General features: G+C 70.3%; 13 protein-coding genes. 5 read left to right on the top strand and 8 right to left on the bottom strand.

Going from position 1 to position 15,407, the window contains the following annotated elements:
- Window positions 1-14: 14 nt before the first annotated feature.
- The 4 genes from BSE24067_RS09340 to BSE24067_RS09325 all read right to left on the bottom strand — a co-directional run bounded on the left by BSE24067_RS09340 (window position 15) and on the right by BSE24067_RS09325 (window position 5,311).
- Window positions 15-971 (bottom strand): sugar-binding transcriptional regulator, encoded by a 957-nt coding sequence (locus tag BSE24067_RS09340; RefSeq protein ID WP_151066381.1) that lies wholly within the window; start codon window positions 969-971, stop codon window positions 15-17.
- 121 nt (window positions 972-1,092) lie between these two features.
- Window positions 1,093-2,574: a xylulokinase gene (gene xylB, locus BSE24067_RS09335; protein WP_151066382.1), complete on the bottom strand. Its 1,482-nt coding sequence runs from the start codon at window positions 2,572-2,574 to the stop codon at window positions 1,093-1,095.
- 134 nt (window positions 2,575-2,708) lie between these two features.
- Complete coding sequence (gene dalD, locus BSE24067_RS09330) at window positions 2,709-4,103, bottom strand: D-arabinitol 4-dehydrogenase (RefSeq protein WP_151066383.1); 1,395 nt, start codon at window positions 4,101-4,103, stop codon at window positions 2,709-2,711.
- Window positions 4,104-4,399: 296 nt separating this feature from the next.
- Window positions 4,400-5,311 carry a LysR family transcriptional regulator gene (locus BSE24067_RS09325; protein ID WP_170297525.1) on the bottom strand — a complete coding sequence of 304 codons (912 nt, stop codon included), beginning with the start codon at window positions 5,309-5,311 and terminating at the stop codon, window positions 4,400-4,402.
- Between the two features lie 99 nt (window positions 5,312-5,410).
- Here BSE24067_RS09325 and mdlC point away from each other — a divergent pair, with 99 nt between their 5' ends.
- From mdlC to BSE24067_RS09305, 4 genes are all read left to right on the top strand, one after another.
- Window positions 5,411-7,048: a benzoylformate decarboxylase gene (gene mdlC / locus BSE24067_RS09320; RefSeq protein WP_174904731.1), complete on the top strand. Its 1,638-nt coding sequence runs from the start codon at window positions 5,411-5,413 to the stop codon at window positions 7,046-7,048.
- 28 nt (window positions 7,049-7,076) lie between these two features.
- Window positions 7,077-8,528 carry an aldehyde dehydrogenase gene (locus BSE24067_RS09315; protein ID WP_151066016.1) on the top strand — a complete coding sequence of 484 codons (1,452 nt, stop codon included), beginning with the start codon at window positions 7,077-7,079 and terminating at the stop codon, window positions 8,526-8,528.
- Window positions 8,529-8,541: 13 nt separating this feature from the next.
- On the top strand, window positions 8,542-9,486 hold the full coding sequence (locus BSE24067_RS09310) for a ketopantoate reductase family protein (RefSeq protein ID WP_151066017.1): 945 nt from the start codon (window positions 8,542-8,544) through the stop codon (window positions 9,484-9,486).
- A gap of 266 nt (window positions 9,487-9,752) precedes the next feature.
- Window positions 9,753-11,150: an MFS transporter gene (locus BSE24067_RS09305; protein WP_151066018.1), complete on the top strand. Its 1,398-nt coding sequence runs from the start codon at window positions 9,753-9,755 to the stop codon at window positions 11,148-11,150.
- Window positions 11,151-11,183: 33 nt separating this feature from the next.
- Here BSE24067_RS09305 and kynA read toward each other — a convergent pair whose 3' ends face one another.
- From kynA to kynB, 3 genes are all read right to left on the bottom strand, one after another.
- On the bottom strand, window positions 11,184-12,113 hold the full coding sequence (gene kynA, locus BSE24067_RS09300) for a tryptophan 2,3-dioxygenase (protein WP_151066046.1): 930 nt from the start codon (window positions 12,111-12,113) through the stop codon (window positions 11,184-11,186).
- Between the two features lie 92 nt (window positions 12,114-12,205).
- A complete protein-coding gene (gene kynU / locus BSE24067_RS09295; RefSeq protein ID WP_420883505.1) occupies window positions 12,206-13,459 on the bottom strand; it encodes a kynureninase in 1,254 nt (417 codons plus the stop codon).
- Between the two features lie 24 nt (window positions 13,460-13,483).
- The gene (gene kynB / locus BSE24067_RS09290; RefSeq protein WP_151066019.1) at window positions 13,484-14,125 is read right to left on the bottom strand and encodes an arylformamidase; all 642 of its coding nucleotides are present in this window, start codon (window positions 14,123-14,125) and stop codon (window positions 13,484-13,486) included.
- A 131-nt stretch (window positions 14,126-14,256) separates the two neighbouring features.
- Here kynB and BSE24067_RS09285 point away from each other — a divergent pair, with 131 nt between their 5' ends.
- The gene (locus tag BSE24067_RS09285; RefSeq protein WP_006477992.1) at window positions 14,257-14,757 is read left to right on the top strand and encodes an Lrp/AsnC family transcriptional regulator; all 501 of its coding nucleotides are present in this window, start codon (window positions 14,257-14,259) and stop codon (window positions 14,755-14,757) included.
- Here BSE24067_RS09285 and BSE24067_RS09280 read toward each other — a convergent pair.
- Window positions 14,744-15,253, bottom strand: a complete 510-nt coding sequence (locus tag BSE24067_RS09280; RefSeq protein ID WP_151066020.1) for a flavin reductase family protein — start codon at window positions 15,251-15,253, stop codon at window positions 14,744-14,746. The two genes, BSE24067_RS09285 and BSE24067_RS09280, sit on opposite strands and share 14 nt — an antisense overlap.
- Window positions 15,254-15,407 lie beyond the last annotated feature (154 nt).

Genomic DNA, 15,407 nt, shown 5'->3' with positions numbered 1-15,407 from the left:
ATCGGCCGGCGGCGTCAGCCCGCCTTCGCGTCCAGCGCCGCCCGCGCACAGGTCTCGTCGGTGACGAGCCCCGACACCCAGCCGCCGCGCAGCGCGGCGATCACCGCGTCGCGTTTCTTCGGGCCGCCGGCGAACGCGATCGTCGGGCGCTTCGGCGGCGTGTCGAGCGCAACGCTCGTCACGCGCGCGCTCGTCGACACGTCGACCAGCTTGCCCCGCGCATCGATCGGCACGCCGAGCAGTTCGGCCACCGCGCCGAGCGCGATCATCTCGTCGCGTTCCTGCTCGGTGATGAAGCCGTCCTCGTAGAGCGGGCAGTGCGGGCCGATGTTGCCGATCCCGACGAACGCGACGTCGGCCTGCGCCGACAGCGCGTCGACGATCCGGTACAGCCGGTGGTTGCACCACTGCGCGCGCTCGGCTTCGCTGTCGGCGAACAACGGCGCGGGCAGCAGGAAGTGCTTGCTGCCCGTCTTTTCGGAAATGTACTGCGCGACGTCGTAGCGGTTCGACGACCCGTCGGCCGCGATCGCGCCGACCATCGACACGAGCCGGTGCTGCGGCCGCTCGATCTGCGCGATCTGCGCGACCGCCGCCTTCAGCGTGCGGCCGCTGCTGATCGCGATCACCATCGGCCGCGTTTCGTTCAGATAGCGCTCCATCACCTGCGCGCCGGCGACCGCGAGCTTGCGGTCGATCGCTTCAGGCGCGTCGGCATCGACCGGCACGACTTCGCACATCGTGAGCCCGTAGCGCTTCGACAACTGCGCGCCGAGCTCCAGGCAGTCGGCGAGCTGGTGATCGACGCGCACGCGGATCAGGTTCTTCTCGACCGCGAACGCGACGAGGCGCTGCGCGACCGGGCGCGACACCTGCAGCTTCTCGGCGATTTCGTTCTGCGTGTCGCCGGCGACGTAGTAGAGCCACGCGGCGCGCGTGGCGAGATCGAGTTTTTCGGAGGACTTGGACACGATAGCGGTTCGGTTCGGATCTGGGGGCCGCCCTCGCGGGCCGGCCGTCAGGCGGCGCAACGGCATTCACTGTAACGCATGCGGGACGCGCGGCCGACGGTCTCGGCGCGCGCGGCGGCCGTCATGCGAGCCGCGTGCGAGACGGTTCGTAAAGCGGGCGCACGTGGCGATACAGCGAGCGGAACGCGTCGAGGCGCTCGCGCAACTGCGCATGACGGGCGGCGTCGGGCGCGTATTCGGCGCGCACTGGCGGCTTGGTCAGCACGGTGCGCGGATCGCCGCCCACGGCGAGCCAGCCCAGGCGCGCGGCGCCGAGCGCCGCACCGGTTTCGCCGCCGCCGTGCTGGCGCGTGCGCACGTTCAGCGCATCGGCGATCAGCTGCGCCCAGAACGCGCTGCGCGCGCCGCCGCCGATCAGCGACAGACGATCGGTTTCGACGCCGGCCGCGTGCAGCGCGTCGAGGCCGTCCGCGAGGCCGAGCGTCACGCCTTCGAGCACCGCATAGCCGAGATGCGCGCGCTCGGCCGCATGCGTCATCCCGAAGAACACGCCCTGCGCATACGGATCGTTGTGCGGCGTGCGCTCGCCGGACAGGTATGGCAGGAACAGCGGCGCGCTCGCGCGCGCGTCCGCGTCGAGCGCTTCGATCTCGGCGAGCAGCGCCGGCTCGTCGGTGCCGGTGAGCTTGCACACCCAGCGCAGGCAGCTCGCGGCCGACAGCACGACGCTCATCAGTTGCCAGCGGTCGGGAATCGCGTGACAGAACGCATGGACGGCCGACGCGGGATTCGGCATGAAACGGTCGCCGACGACGCTCAGCACCCCCGACGTACCGAGCGACACGAAGCCGTCGCCCGCGTGGATCGCGCCGATGCCGAGCGCGCTCGTCGCGTTGTCGCCGCCGCCGCCCGCGACGACCACCGCTTCCGACAGCCCGAGCCCGCGCGCGACGTCCGCGCGCAGCGTGCCGGACGGCGCATTGCCTTCGACGATGCGCGGCATCTGATCGCGCGTCATCCCGCATGCGGCGAGCAGCGCGTCGGACCAGTCGCGCCGCGCGACGTCGAGCCACAGCGTGCCGGCCGCGTCCGACGGGTCGGACACCTTCGCACCGGTGAGCCGGAAGCGCAGGTAGTCCTTCGGCATCAGCACGCACGCGGTCGCGGCGAACACGTCGGGTTCGTGCTTCGCGACCCACAGCAGCTTCGGCGCGGTGAAGCCGGGCATCGCGAGGTTGCCGGCCAGCGTGTGCAGATCGGGTGCGCGTTCGGTGAGTAGCGCGCATTCGTCGGCGCTGCGCATGTCGTTCCACAGGATTGCGGGGCGCAGCACGCGATCGTCGCGGCCGAGCAGCACCGCGCCGTGCATTTGGCCGGACAGGCCGATCCCGCGCACCTGCGCGAATGCTTCGCGGTGCCGTTCGCGCAGCGCCGCGAGCGCGGCGAGCGTGCCTTGCCACCAATCGTCCGGATGCTGTTCCGCCCAGCGCGGGTGCGGCCGCGACACGCTGAACGGCGTGCCCGCGGTGCCGACCACGGTGCCGTCCGCGGCCAGCAGCAGCACCTTCACTTCCGAGGTGCCGAGGTCGATGCCGAGATACATGAGCGATCCGTTCCGTCAGTGAGGAGCCGCTACTTTAGCCGCACGCACGCGGGGATGCCAACGCAGGTTCGCCCGGATGCGCGGCCGCGCGACGGAAGCCCCGCTGACGCGGCCTTGGTGGCCGGCTCCGCGCGTCAGCGCTGCGCGAGCCATGCATCGACGCGCGCGAGTCCGGCGCGCAGCGCGTCGTACAGCGCCGCGTTGCCGGCGAGCGAGCCCCACAGCGCGCGGCTCGCGCACAGCGCGACGGCCGGGTCGTCGGCGTCGACGATCGCCCGCGCCGCACCTTCGTCCATCACGCCGTCCTGGTACGCATACGGCAGCAGCCCGCGCGCCCAGCGTTCGAGAAAGCGCAGGAACAGCGCAGGCAGCACCGCGGTCGCGACCGGCGCCGCGCCGCGCGCGAACGATTCGGCGAGCGTCGGCGCGATGAAGCCGGGAATCTTCGAAAAGCCGTCGGCCGCGACGCGCTGGTTCGTGTCGAGCACGTACGGATTGCCGAAGCGTTCGAGCACGACGTCGCGGTAGCGCGCGAGGTCGAGCGGGCTCGGCGTGAGGCACGGCATCACGTCCTGCGTCACGTAGTCGTGCGCGAAGCGGCGGATCGCCGTGTCGCGCGTGCCTTCGTGGATATACGTGTAGCCCGCGAGCGTGCCGGCCCACGCGATGCAGCTGTGCGTTGCGTTGAGGATGCGGATCTTCGCTTCCTCGTACGGATGCACGTCGTCGACCAGCTCCGCGCCGGCCAGCTCCCAGCGCGGCCGGCCGGCCGCGAAGCGGTCCTCGATCACCCACTGGATGAACGATTCGCCCATCACCGGGCATGCGTCGTCGACGCCGGTGGCCGCGCGCACGCGCTCGCGCACGTCGGCGGTCGGGCGCGGCGTGATGCGGTCGACCATCGCGCTCGGCGTCGCGACGTGCGTATCGAACCACGCGAGCAGGCCGCCGTCGCCGCGGCGTTCGAGGAATTCGCGCATGCCCGCGCGAAAGCGCGCGCCGTTGTTGCGCAGGTTGTCGCAGCTCTGCAGCGTGAGCGGGCCCGCACCGCGTTTCACGCGTTTGGCGAGCAGCGCGGCGAGCGCGCCGTACAGCGTCGTGCGTGCGCCTTGCAGGTCGGCCGCGAGATCGGCGTTCGCGACGTCGAGCCGGTTGTGTTCGTCGAGGTAGTAGCCGCCTTCGGTGACGGTGAACGACACGATCCGGCATGCCGGGTCGGCGCCCGCATCGATCAGCGCGGCGAGATTGGCCGACCACGGCAGCACGCGCGTGATCGCGCGGATCGTCTCGTACGCGCGCTCGCCCTGCGGCGTGACGGTTTCGAGCGTGTATGCGCCGTGCTGCGCGGCGAGCGCGTCCAGCGTCGCGCGCATGTCGTCGCGGATGTTGCCGACGGTCAGCGTCCAGCGTTCATCGGCCGGCACGGCCGCGTTCACGCGGTGCAGATACCACGCCTGATGCGCGCGGTGGAACGAGCCTGCGCCGATGTGCAGCAGCACGGGCGTGCGGGCGGAGGGCGATTCGGTCATCCGGTGTCTCCTGTCGCGATCGGAGCGCGGGCGGCCTCGCCGCAGCATCCGCGATCGTCGCTGTCGAATACGGTTATTTCGATCATTTGCTCTTCGTGTGAGCGAATGATCGTATTCGGGCGAACGAAAGTCAAGGCGCGGAAACGGCATTCGATGGTGCGGTGCGGCGGGTGGCGCTCGGGTGGGGCGGGCACGGAGGGCTTGGATGGCGGAAGCGGCGCGAACGGTGGGAACGTCGGGAACGGCAGCGACGGCGAGAACGCGCAAGGCCGAGTACGGCCGAGCGCGGCCACCCATCACCGCCCGTCGCGTGTCAGCGCGACCAACTCATCGAGCAGCTTCCCGGCCGGCCCCGGCAGAATCCCGTGGCGGCGCCGGAACGCGGTAAGCGTGCGCACCGCGACGACCTCGCGCACGGGCAGCGTGTCGATCGTGCCCGCCCGCTGCTCGGCGCCGTACATCGGCTCGGGCATCCAGCTCAGGAAGCCCGCATGCGCGACGAGGCTTTTCAGCGTGGTGACGGAGCGCGTCTCGACCGCGATGTCGGGCAGCGCGAGCCCGTGTGCGTCGAAGGTCGCGCGCACATGGTCGAACGGCGCGGTGCCGCGTGGCGGAATCGCCCAGCGCGCGTGCAGCGTATCGGCAAGCGTCGGCGCGCGCCCGAGCGCGCGCAGCGGATGGTGCGGCGCCGCAACGATATGGCTGCGGTCTTCCCAGCGGCACTCCGGAATCGCGACGATCTCGTCGGTGTCCGGCCCGTGCGCGGACAGCGCGAGATCGATCTCGTGCTTGTTCAGCCCTTCGGCGAGCCGGTCCCACACGCCCTCGAGAATCTCGACACGCAGGTTCGGCCAGCGGTCCAGCACGCGGCCGACCGCGACCGGCAACACCAGGCTCGCGATGCTGCCCACCGTGCCGACCTTGATCGTGCCCTTCGCGAAGCCGCGCATCGCGTCGAGTTCCTCCCGTGCGTGCTCGGCCTCGTGCTGCAGCAGCGTCGCGTGCGGCAGCAGCGCTTCGCCGAACGCGGTCAGCTGCACGCCTTTCGAGTGGCGCTCGAACAGCGGCGCGCCGACCTGGTCCTCGAGCCGCTTCAGGATCCGGCTCAGTGCCGGCTGGGTCACGTGCAGCGCGTCGGCCGCGCGGCCGAGGCTCCCGCACGCGACGATGGTCGTGAATGCCCGTAATTGTCGAAGATCGAAAGTCATGCCGAACCGTAATGGCTTTTCGCCAAAAATACAGTATCCGCGAATGACCCGCGCTTCGATACTGTGGAAACCGCCAAGCCATCGAGGAGACGCCCGAGCATGTCCGGCACCGCATCCCAATCCGCCGCATCCACCGCACCGGTGACCGTCCGCGACGCCGTCATCGACCTGTTTCGCCAGTTCGGGATCGACCGCGTGTTCGGCAATCCCGGCTCGACCGAGCTGCCGATGTTTCGCGATTTCCCGGCCGATTTCCAGTACGTGCTCGGCCTGCAGGAAGCCATCGTGGTCGGCATGGCCGACGGTTATGCGCAGGCCACCGGCAATGCGGCGGTCGTCAATCTGCATTCGGCGGCCGGCGTCGGCAACGCGATGGGTAACCTGTTCACCGCGTTCAAGAACCGCACGCCGCTGATCGTCACCGCGGGCCAGCAGGCGCGCGCGATCCTGCCGTTCGATCCGTTCCTCGGCTCGACGCAGGCCGCCGAGCTGCCGAAGCCGTACGTGAAGTGGAGCATCGAGCCCGCGCGTGCGCAGGACGTGCCGGCCGCGATCGCGCGTGCGTACCGGATCGCGATGCAGGAGCCGCGCGGGCCGGTGTTCGTGTCGATTCCGGTCGACGACTGGGATCAGCCGGCCGAACTGCTGCCGCGCCGCGACGTGAGCAGCGTCGTGCGGCCCGATCCCGACGCACTCGCGCGGCTCGGCAACGCGCTCGATGCCGCGCGGCGTCCGGCGCTCGTGGTCGGCGCGGCCGTCGATCGCGCCGGCGCATGGGACGACGTCGTGCGGCTCGCCGAACGGCACCGCGCGAACGTGTACGTCGCGCCGATGTCGGGGCGTTGCAGCTTTCCCGAGGATCATCCGCTGTTCGCGGGCTTCCTGCCGGCGATCCGCGAAAAGATCGTCGCGCGGCTCGACGGGCACGATCTCGTGTTCGCGTTCGGCGCGCCCGCGTTCACCTATCACATCGAGGGCTTCGGTCCGCACGTGCCGCCGGGCGCGACGCTCGTCCAGCTCGTCGACGATCCGGGCATCGCCGCATGGACGCCGTCGGGCGACGCGGTCGTCGGGAACCTGCGGCTCGCGGCGCGCGACCTGCTCGCGCGGCCGGCGCCGCGCGAGCGGCCGATGCCCGCGCCGCGGCCCGCACGTGCGCGCGTAGAAGCGCCGGCGGCCGGCGAGCGGATGTCGGTCGCATTCGCGCTGCAGACGCTCGCCGACGTGCGCGACGCGCACGACGCGCACGACGTCGTCGTCGAGGAAGCGCCGAGTGCGCGGCCGGTGATGCAGGACTACCTGCCGTTCACGTGCAGCGGCACGTTCTACACGATGGACAGTGGCGGGCTCGGCTACGGGATGCCGGCCGCGGTCGGCGTCGCGCTCGCGCAGCCGGGGCGGCGCGTGATCGCGCTGATTGGCGACGGCTCGAGCCTGTATTCGATCCAGGCACTGTGGAGTGCCGCGCAGCTGAAGCTGCCGATTACGTTCGTGATCCTGAACAATCGGCGCTACGCGGCGCTGCAGGACTTCGCACCCGTGTTCGGTTTCGGTGCCGGCGATCTGGTGCAGGGCACCGATTTGCCCGACCTGGATTTCGTCGCGCTCGCGCAGGGGATGGGATGCCGCGGCGTACGCGTGGCCGATGCCGCGCGGCTGCGCGCCACGTTGACCGAAGTGCTGGCTGACGCGCCGCGGGCCGATACACCCGTCGTCGTCGACGTCGAGGTTGCCTGACGCGCGGCGCGCGTCTTCCGGAGAATCCATGCAAACCGTATCGATGCTGATCGGCGGCGAACGCCGCCATTCATCCAGCGGCGCGACCTTCGTGCGCCGCAACCCGCTCGACGGCGAAGTCGCGTCGACGGCGCCCGCGTGCACCGTCGACGATGCGCGCGCGGCGGCCGACGCGGCCGCGCGCGCGTTTCCCGAATGGGCCGCGCTCGGCCCCGGCGCGCGCCGCGCGCTGCTGCTGAAGGCGGCCGCCGCGCTCGAAGCGAAACACGAGCGGTTCGTCGCCGCGATGGCGGCCGAAACCGGTGCGTCGGCGCTGTGGGCCGGCTTCAACGTGCATCTGGCCGCGAGCGGGCTCGTCGAGGCAGCATCGCTGACCACGCAGGTCGGCGGCGAGCTGATTCCGTCCGACGTGCCCGGCTCGCTCGCGATGGGCGTGCGGCAGCCGGCCGGCGTCGTGCTCGGCATCGCACCGTGGAATGCGCCGGTGATCCTCGCGACACGCGCGCTCGCGCTGCCCCTCGCGTGCGGCAACACGGTCGTGCTGAAGGGCTCCGAACTGTGCCCCGTCACGCACGGGCTGATCGTCGAGGCGCTGCAGGAAGCGGGGCTGCCGCCGGGCGTCGTCAACTTCGTGACGAATGCGCCTGACGATGCGGGTGCCGTCGTCGACGCGCTGATCGCGCATCCGGCCGTGCGGCGCGTGAACTTCACCGGCTCGACGCGCGTCGGGCGGATCGTCGCGCAAGCGTGCGCGCGGCATCTGAAACCGTCGGTGCTCGAACTCGGCGGCAAGGCGCCGTTCGTCGTGCTCGACGACGCGGATCTCGATGCGGCGGTCGCGGCCGCCGCATTCGGCGCGTTCGCGAATTCCGGGCAGATCTGCATGTCGACCGAGCGGATCATCGTCGACGACGCGATCGCCGACGCATTCGTCGCGAAGCTCGCCGCGAAGGCATCGTCGCTGCCGCTCGGCGACCCGCGCGAGGGGCCCGTCGTGCTCGGCTCGCTGATCGACATGAAGGCCGTCGAGCGCTGCAATGCGCTGATCGACGATGCGCTCGCGCACGGCGCGACGCTCGTGTGCGGCAGCAAGTCCGACAGCACGCTGTTCCCCGCGACGCTGCTCGACCATGTGACGCCCGCGATGCGCATCTACGCGGAGGAATCGTTCGGGCCGGTGAAGCCGATCGTGCGCGTCGACGGCGAAGCGGCCGCGATCCGGTGCGCGAACGACAACGCGTTCGGGCTCGCATCGGCCGTGTTCAGCCGCGATGTCGCGCGGGCGATGCGCGTGGCCGCACGGATCGAGTCGGGCATCTGCCACGTGAACGGCCCGACCGTGCACGACGAGGCGCAGATGCCGTTCGGCGGCGTGAAGGACAGCGGCTTCGGCCATTTCGGCGGCAAGGCCGGCATCGCGGCATTCACCGACCTGCGCTGGATCACCGTGCAGACCGCGCCGCGTCATTACCCGTTCTGAGGAGGCACTGGCGATGAAGATCGCGATTCTCGGTGCCGGCGCGATGGGCTCGCTGTTCGGCGCGCGGCTGGCCGAGCACGGCGAAGCCGTCACGCTGATCGACGTGAACGACGCGCACCTCGACGCGATTCGCCGCGACGGCTTGCGGATCGACGACGATCGCGGCGAACGCTGCATCCGCGCGTTGCAGGCCGTGCGGCCGGAAGCGGCGAATGCGGCGGCAAGCGCCGCGCCCGACACACCGCTCGACCTGCTGATCGTTTTCACGAAATCGCTGCACACGCGTACCGCGCTCGATGGCGTGCGCGCATTGCTGACGCCGCGCACATCCGTGCTGACGTTGCAGAACGGGCTCGGCAACGTCGAGACGGTGAATGCGTTCGTGCCGCTCGAACGCATTCTGGTCGGCGTCACGACGTGGCCGGCCGATTTCGCCGGGCCGGGGCATGTGCGTTCGCACGGCGCCGGCACGATCCGCATGATGACGGCCGACGGCGCGGCGCGCCCGTTCGCGGCGGCCGTGGCCGACGTGCTGTCGCGTGCCGGGCTCGCGTGTTCGCTCGACGCCGACGTGTGGGCCGCGATCTGGGAGAAGGTCGCATTCAACGCGGCGCTCAACACGCTGTGCGCGGCGACGGGCTGCACGGTCGACCAGCTCGCCCGCGTGCCCGACGGGCCGCGGCTCGCGCTCGCGATCGCCGCCGAGACGGCCGCCGTCGCGCGCGCGAAAGGGATCGCCGTCGATGGCGAACGCATCGCGCGCAACGTCGAGCATGCGATTCGTGCGCATCACGGGCATCGGCCGTCGATGCTGCAGGACGTGCTCGCCGGACGCCGCACCGAGATCGACGCGATCAACGGCCAGGTCGTCGCGGCCGCGCGCGACGCCGGTGTCGCGGTGCCGCATGTGGACACGTTGCTCGCGCTGGTGAGGCTGATCGACGCGCGGCGCGACTGAACATCAGGCCGGCGGCGGGCTTGCGCCGCACGACGAGAAGCGCGCCGCATTGACGACGGCGCCCGATCGAGACGAATGGGACAGCACACCGGAGCCGGCGCGCACGCGTTGGCGCCGTGGGTGCAGCACGAGATCCGGGCACGCGCGCGCGCGCCAGCTCGGGCAACTGGAGACGCCATGAAAGTCAGCAAATGCCGTTGTCTTACCGCGCGCCGGCCGCGCCCGTTGTCTTCGATGCCGCCGATGCACGACGCACGGGAGGCCGCATGAGCACGCGCGACACATTGCAGCCGCCGTCGGTCGACATCGGCGCGACGCTCGACGACGGACCGTTCACGACGATGCAGCGGTGCGTGGTGCTGCTTGCCGCGCTCGCGATCGTGCTCGACGGCTTCGACGGCCAACTCATCGGCTTCGCGATTCCGGTGCTGATCCGCGAATGGGGGATCACGCGCGGCGCGTTCGCGCCGGCGGTGGCCGCCGGGCTGATCGGGATGGGCATCGGCAGCGCATGCGCGGGGCTCGTCGCGGATCGTTTCGGCCGCCGCCACGCGGTGATCGGCAGCGTGTTCCTGTTCGGCGTCGCGACCTGCGCGATCGGCTTCGCGCCGGATGTCGCGACGATCGCGCTGCTGCGTTTCTGCGCGGGACTCGGGATCGGCGGCGCGCTGCCGACCGCCACCACGATGACGGCCGAGTACACGCCCGCGCGGCGCCGCACGATGATGGTGACGGCGACGATCGTCTGCGTGCCGCTCGGCGGGATGCTGGCCGGCTTGTTCGCGCACGAGGTGCTGCCGCGCTACGGCTGGCGCGGGTTGTTCTTCGCGGGCGGCGCGCTGCCGCTTGTGCTCGGCTTCGTGCTCGTGCGCGCGCTGCCCGAATCGCCGCGCTATCTCGCGCGCCGGCCCGCGCGCTGGCCGGAACTCGGCGCGCTGCTCGCGCGCATGCAGCGGCCGGTCGCACCGGGCACCGCATTCACCGATCTGCGCGATGCGCGCCCCTCTGGCGCACGCGGCGGCTTCGGCGCGCTGTTTGCCGGTGGCCAGGCGCGCGACACGATCGCACTGTGGTGCGCGTTCTTCATGTGCCTGCTCGCTGTCTACGCGGCGTTCAGCTGGCTGCCGACGATGCTGGCCGCGAGTGGGCTCAGCGTGTCGGTCGCGGGTTCGGGACTGACCGCGTACAACCTCGGCGGCGTGATCGGCGCGTTGCTGTGCGCATGGGCGATCGCGCATGCGGGTTCGCGCTGGCCGCTCGTGTTGTGCAGCATCGGCGGCACGGCGAGCGCGATGTGGCTGATGGGTATCGATGCCGGGCGCCACACGGGCTGGCTGATCGTCGGGCTCGGCCTGCACGGGTTGTTCGTCAACGCGGTGCAGTCGACGATGTATGCGCTCTGCGCGTACATCTATCCGACGGCGGTGCGCGCGACCGGCACCGCGAGCGCGCTCGCGTTCGGGCGGCTCGGCGCGATTCTCAGCGCGTTCGCGGGCGCGCTCGTGATCACGGCGGGCGGTGCGACGGCGTACCTGACGATGCTCGCCGCGGCGATGAGCGTGGTGTGCGTCGCGCTGCTCATGGTGCGGCGGCACATTCCGCGGCTCGCGCATGAACGCGCGGCGCCGCGCGAAGGGGAGAAGCTGGCCCGTACGTCATCGTGACCGGCGGGCGCATCACGTGCGCGACGACGTGCGTTACAGCGTGGTGCGCACGTGCCACAGCTCGGGGAACAGCACGACATCGAGCATCTTGCGCAGATACGGCGCGCCGCTCGTGCCGCCGGTGCCCTGCTTGAAGCCGATGATGCGCTCGACGGTCGTCACGTGACGGAAGCGCCACTGGCGGAACGCATCCTCGAGATCGACGAGTTCCTCGGCCATCTCGTACAGTTCCCAGTGCTGCTGCGGGTGACGATAGACTTCGAGCCACGCGGCCTCGACGGTTTCGTCGTGACGCATCGGCTGCGTCCAGTCGCGCTCGAGCCGCTCGGGCGCGATGGGGAACCCGCGGCGCGCCAGCAGCCGCACGACCTCGTCGTAGAACGACGGCGCCTCGAGCGTCGCGCGCACCTGTTCGAGGATGTCGGGCCGGTGCGCATGCGGCTGCAGCATCTGCGCGTTCTTGTTGCCGAGCAGGAATTCGAGCTGCCGGTACTGATACGACTGAAAGCCCGACGACTGGCCGAGATACGGCCGCATCGCCGAATACTCGGACGGCGTCATCGTCGACAGCACGTTCCACGCCTGCACGAGCTGCTCGAGAATGCGCGACACGCGCGCGAGCATCTTGAACGCGGGCGGCAGCGCGTCGCCGCGCACCGCGTCGAGCGCGCCGCGCAGCTCGAACAACGCGAGCTTCATCCACAGCTCGCTCGTCTGATGCTGGATGATGAACAGCATCTCGTTGTGATCGGGCGACAGCGGATGCTGCGCGTCGAGGATCGAATTCAGCGACAGATAATCGCCGTAGCTCATCGACTTCGAGAAATCGAGCTGCGCGTTGTGCCAGCCAGCCTCGCCCGCGGCGTCGCCGGCCGGCACGTGCGGTGCTTCATGAGCGGGCTGGGCCGCGCGTGCGCCCGAGAACGGGCAGCCCGCCGGCGCGTCGCCGCCGGGTGGCTGCATATGACCAGAATTCACGACTTTCTCCAGATTTGAATGACGGGAGCGCGGCGCGCGATCCGCACGTAACCGCGGTGCGCGCCGGGCTGTGCCGATCAGGTCACCGCGCCGCGCTCGGCGAATTCGGCGGCCTTCCACGCGTCGGTGGCGAGGATGTCGCGCAGCGTCTCGACGGCATCCCACACGTCGACGAAGCGCGTATAGAGCGGCGTGAAGCCGAAGCGCAGCACGTACGGCTCGCGGTAGTCGCCGATCACGCCGCGCGCGATCAGCGCCTGCATCACCTCGTAGCCGTGCGGATGCTCGAAGCTCGCCTGCGAGCCGCGCTGGTGATGCGCGCGCGGCGTGACGAGCTTCAGCGACAGGCCCGCGCAGCGTTCCTCGACGAGCGCGATGAACGCGTCGGTCAGCGCGAGCGACTTGCGGCGGATCGTCTGCATGTCGGTCTGCAGGAACACGTCGAGCCCGCATTCGACCATCGACATCGACACGATCGGCTGCGTGCCGCACAGAAAGCGCGCGATACCGGGATCGGGCGCGAAGCCGGGCTCCATCGCGAACGGCGCGCGATGGCCCCACCAGCCCGACAGCGGCTGCGAGAAGTGCGCGAGATGGCGCTGCGGCACCCATACGAACGCCGGCGAGCCGGGGCCGCCGTTCAGGTACTTGTACGTACAGCCGACCGCGCCGTCCGCACGCGCACCGTTCAGGTCGACCGGCACCGCGCCGGCCGAGTGCGCGAGATCCCACAGCATCAGCGCGCCCGCGTCGTGCGCGAGTTGCGTGACGGCCGGCATGTCGTGCATGTAGCCAGTGCGGTAGTTCACGTGCGTGATCATCGCGACGGCCGTGTCCGCGCCGAGCGCGTCGGGCAGCTCCGCCGGATCGTCGATCAGGCGCAGCGCGTAGTTGCCGCCGAGCTGTTCGATCAGCCCTTGCGCGATGTACAGGTCGGTCGGGAAGTTCGAGCGTTCCGACACGATCACGCGGCGTTCCGGCGCGCGCTCGGCCTGGTGGCGCAGCATCGCCGACAGCAGCTTGAACAGGTTGATCGAGATGGTGTCGGTGACGACCGTCTCGCCCGGCGCGCCGCCGATCAGCGTCGCGAGCTTGTCTCCGAGGCGGCGCGGCAGCGCGAACCAGCCTGCGGTGTTCCAGCTGCGGATCAGCCCTTCGCCCCATTCGGCGCCGATCACCTGTTGCGCGCGGGCAGCCGATGCGCGCGGCTGCGCGCCGAGCGAGTTGCCGTCGAGATAGATCACGCCGTCCGGCAGCGCGAACTGGTCGCGCAACGCGGCGAGCGGGTCGTCGCGGTCGAGGGCGAGCGCGTCTTCACGGGTCTTGATCATGATGTGAGTTCGTAGGTTGGGTAATCAGGAAGCGTGCGCAGGCAGCGCGCGCAGCACCGCGCGCACGGGGCTCGCGTCGAGCGTCGCGAACTTCAGCGGCAGCGCGATCAGCTCGTAGTCGCCGGCCGGCACGTCGTCGAGCACGATCCCTTCGAGGATCGCCATCCGGTGCGCGCGTACGCGGCGATGCGCGTCCATCGTCTTCGAGTCCTGCGGGTCGAGCGACGGCGTATCGATGCCGATCAGCTTCACGCCGCGCGCGTCGAGCAGGTCGATGGTCTCGGGCGCGACCGCGCAGAAGTCGTTGTCCCATTGCTCGACCGCGGCGCGCGCATACGTGCGCAGCAGCACGCGCGGCGGCACGCCGGCGAGCGCGGCTTCCACGTCGGCCGGGCGCACGACCGGCGATGCGCCGATGCAGTGGATCACGCGGCACGGGCCGAGATAGGTATCGAGCGGCACCGCGCCGATCGGCGCGCCGTCGGCGTCGTAATGCAGCGGCGCGTCGCAGTGCGCGCCCGTGTGCGGCGACAGCGTCAGGCGTGCGACGTTGACCGGCGAGCCGGCCTCCATCCGCCACACGCGTTCGACGGAAACGGGCGTGTCGCCCGGCCATACGGGGGTGGCGGGGCTGACGGGCGGCGAGATGTCCCAGAGTGTGTTCATGGCATGACGAAGCGGTGAATCGATCCTTCGAATGATAGGTGGACGCTCGTAGAAAGTGCTTGCGAAATAAACATGGACAATCCGCCGGATTGGCAGATAATTCGAATCAGACGGGGAAAGGGGGAACAAAAATGCACGCGATCACGCTCGATGCCACCGACTGCCGGATTCTCGCGGTATTGCAGGAGGAGGGCAGAATCAGCAATCTCGACCTGGCCGAACGCATCTCGCTTTCGCCGTCGGCTTGTTTGCGCCGGATGCGCCTGCTCGAGGAGCAGGGCGTGATCGAACACTATCGCGCGTGCCTGAGCCGCGAGAAGCTCGGTTTCGAGCTCGAGGCGTTCGTGCAGGTGTCGATGCGCAACGAGGAGAATCAATGGCACGAGCGCTTCGCGGAAGCGCTGCGCGAATGGCCGGAGGTCGTCGGCGCGTTCGTCGTGACCGGCGAGAGCCACTATCTGCTGCGCGTGCTCGCGCACAACCTCAAGCACTATTCGGATTTCGTGCTGAACCGGCTCTACAAGGCGCCGGGCGTGATGGACATCCGGTCGAACATCGTGCTGCAGACGCTCAAGGATGAAGCGGGCGCGCCGGTCGGGCTGGCGCGCACCGGGGCGATCAAAGCGGTGTGAGGCCGTGGAAGCCGCCGCCGTGGAACACGAGCGGCGGCGCGCCTTCCGCCGTGGCGCGCACGCCGCAGCGTTCCACTTCGCCGACGAAGATCACGTGGTCGCCTTCGTCGTAGCGGCTGCGGTTGTGGCATTCGAACCACGCGAGCGCTCCGTCGAGCACCGGCATGCCCGAGTTGCCGGCCGCGTGCGCGATTCCTTCGAAACGATCGCCCTTGTAGGTCGAGAAGCGCTTGCACAGGTCGAGCTGCGATGCCGCGAGCACGTTCACCACGTAATGGCTGTTGCTGCGGAACACCGGCGTCGACGCCGATTTGTGCGCGAGGCTCCACAGCACGAGCGGCGGGTCGAGCGAGACCGAGTTGAACGAACTCGCGGTGATGCCGATCAGCTGGCCGGACGGCGCGCGTGTCGTGATGACGGTGACGCCGGTCGCGAACTGGCCGAGCGCCTGACGAAAGGCGCCCGAATCGAAATCCGGCGGGGTCGCGTGGTTCATCGGACGGCCATCGGGAACGAGACGGACGGGCGCGGCGCGCGGCGGATGCGACAGGCGCGGCGGACGAAAGGCGGCAAGGCCGGGGCGGTCGGTTGGGAAGTGGTGCGCATGGCCCGATTTTAGCGGAATCGCGACCGCCGGGCCGGTGCGGACG

The organism is Burkholderia latens (assembly GCF_902499045.1).
GTDB lineage: Bacteria > Pseudomonadota > Gammaproteobacteria > Burkholderiales > Burkholderiaceae > Burkholderia > Burkholderia latens.
The sequence above is the reverse complement of the archived record's forward strand: the minus strand, read 5'-3'. Positions and strand labels throughout refer to the sequence as shown.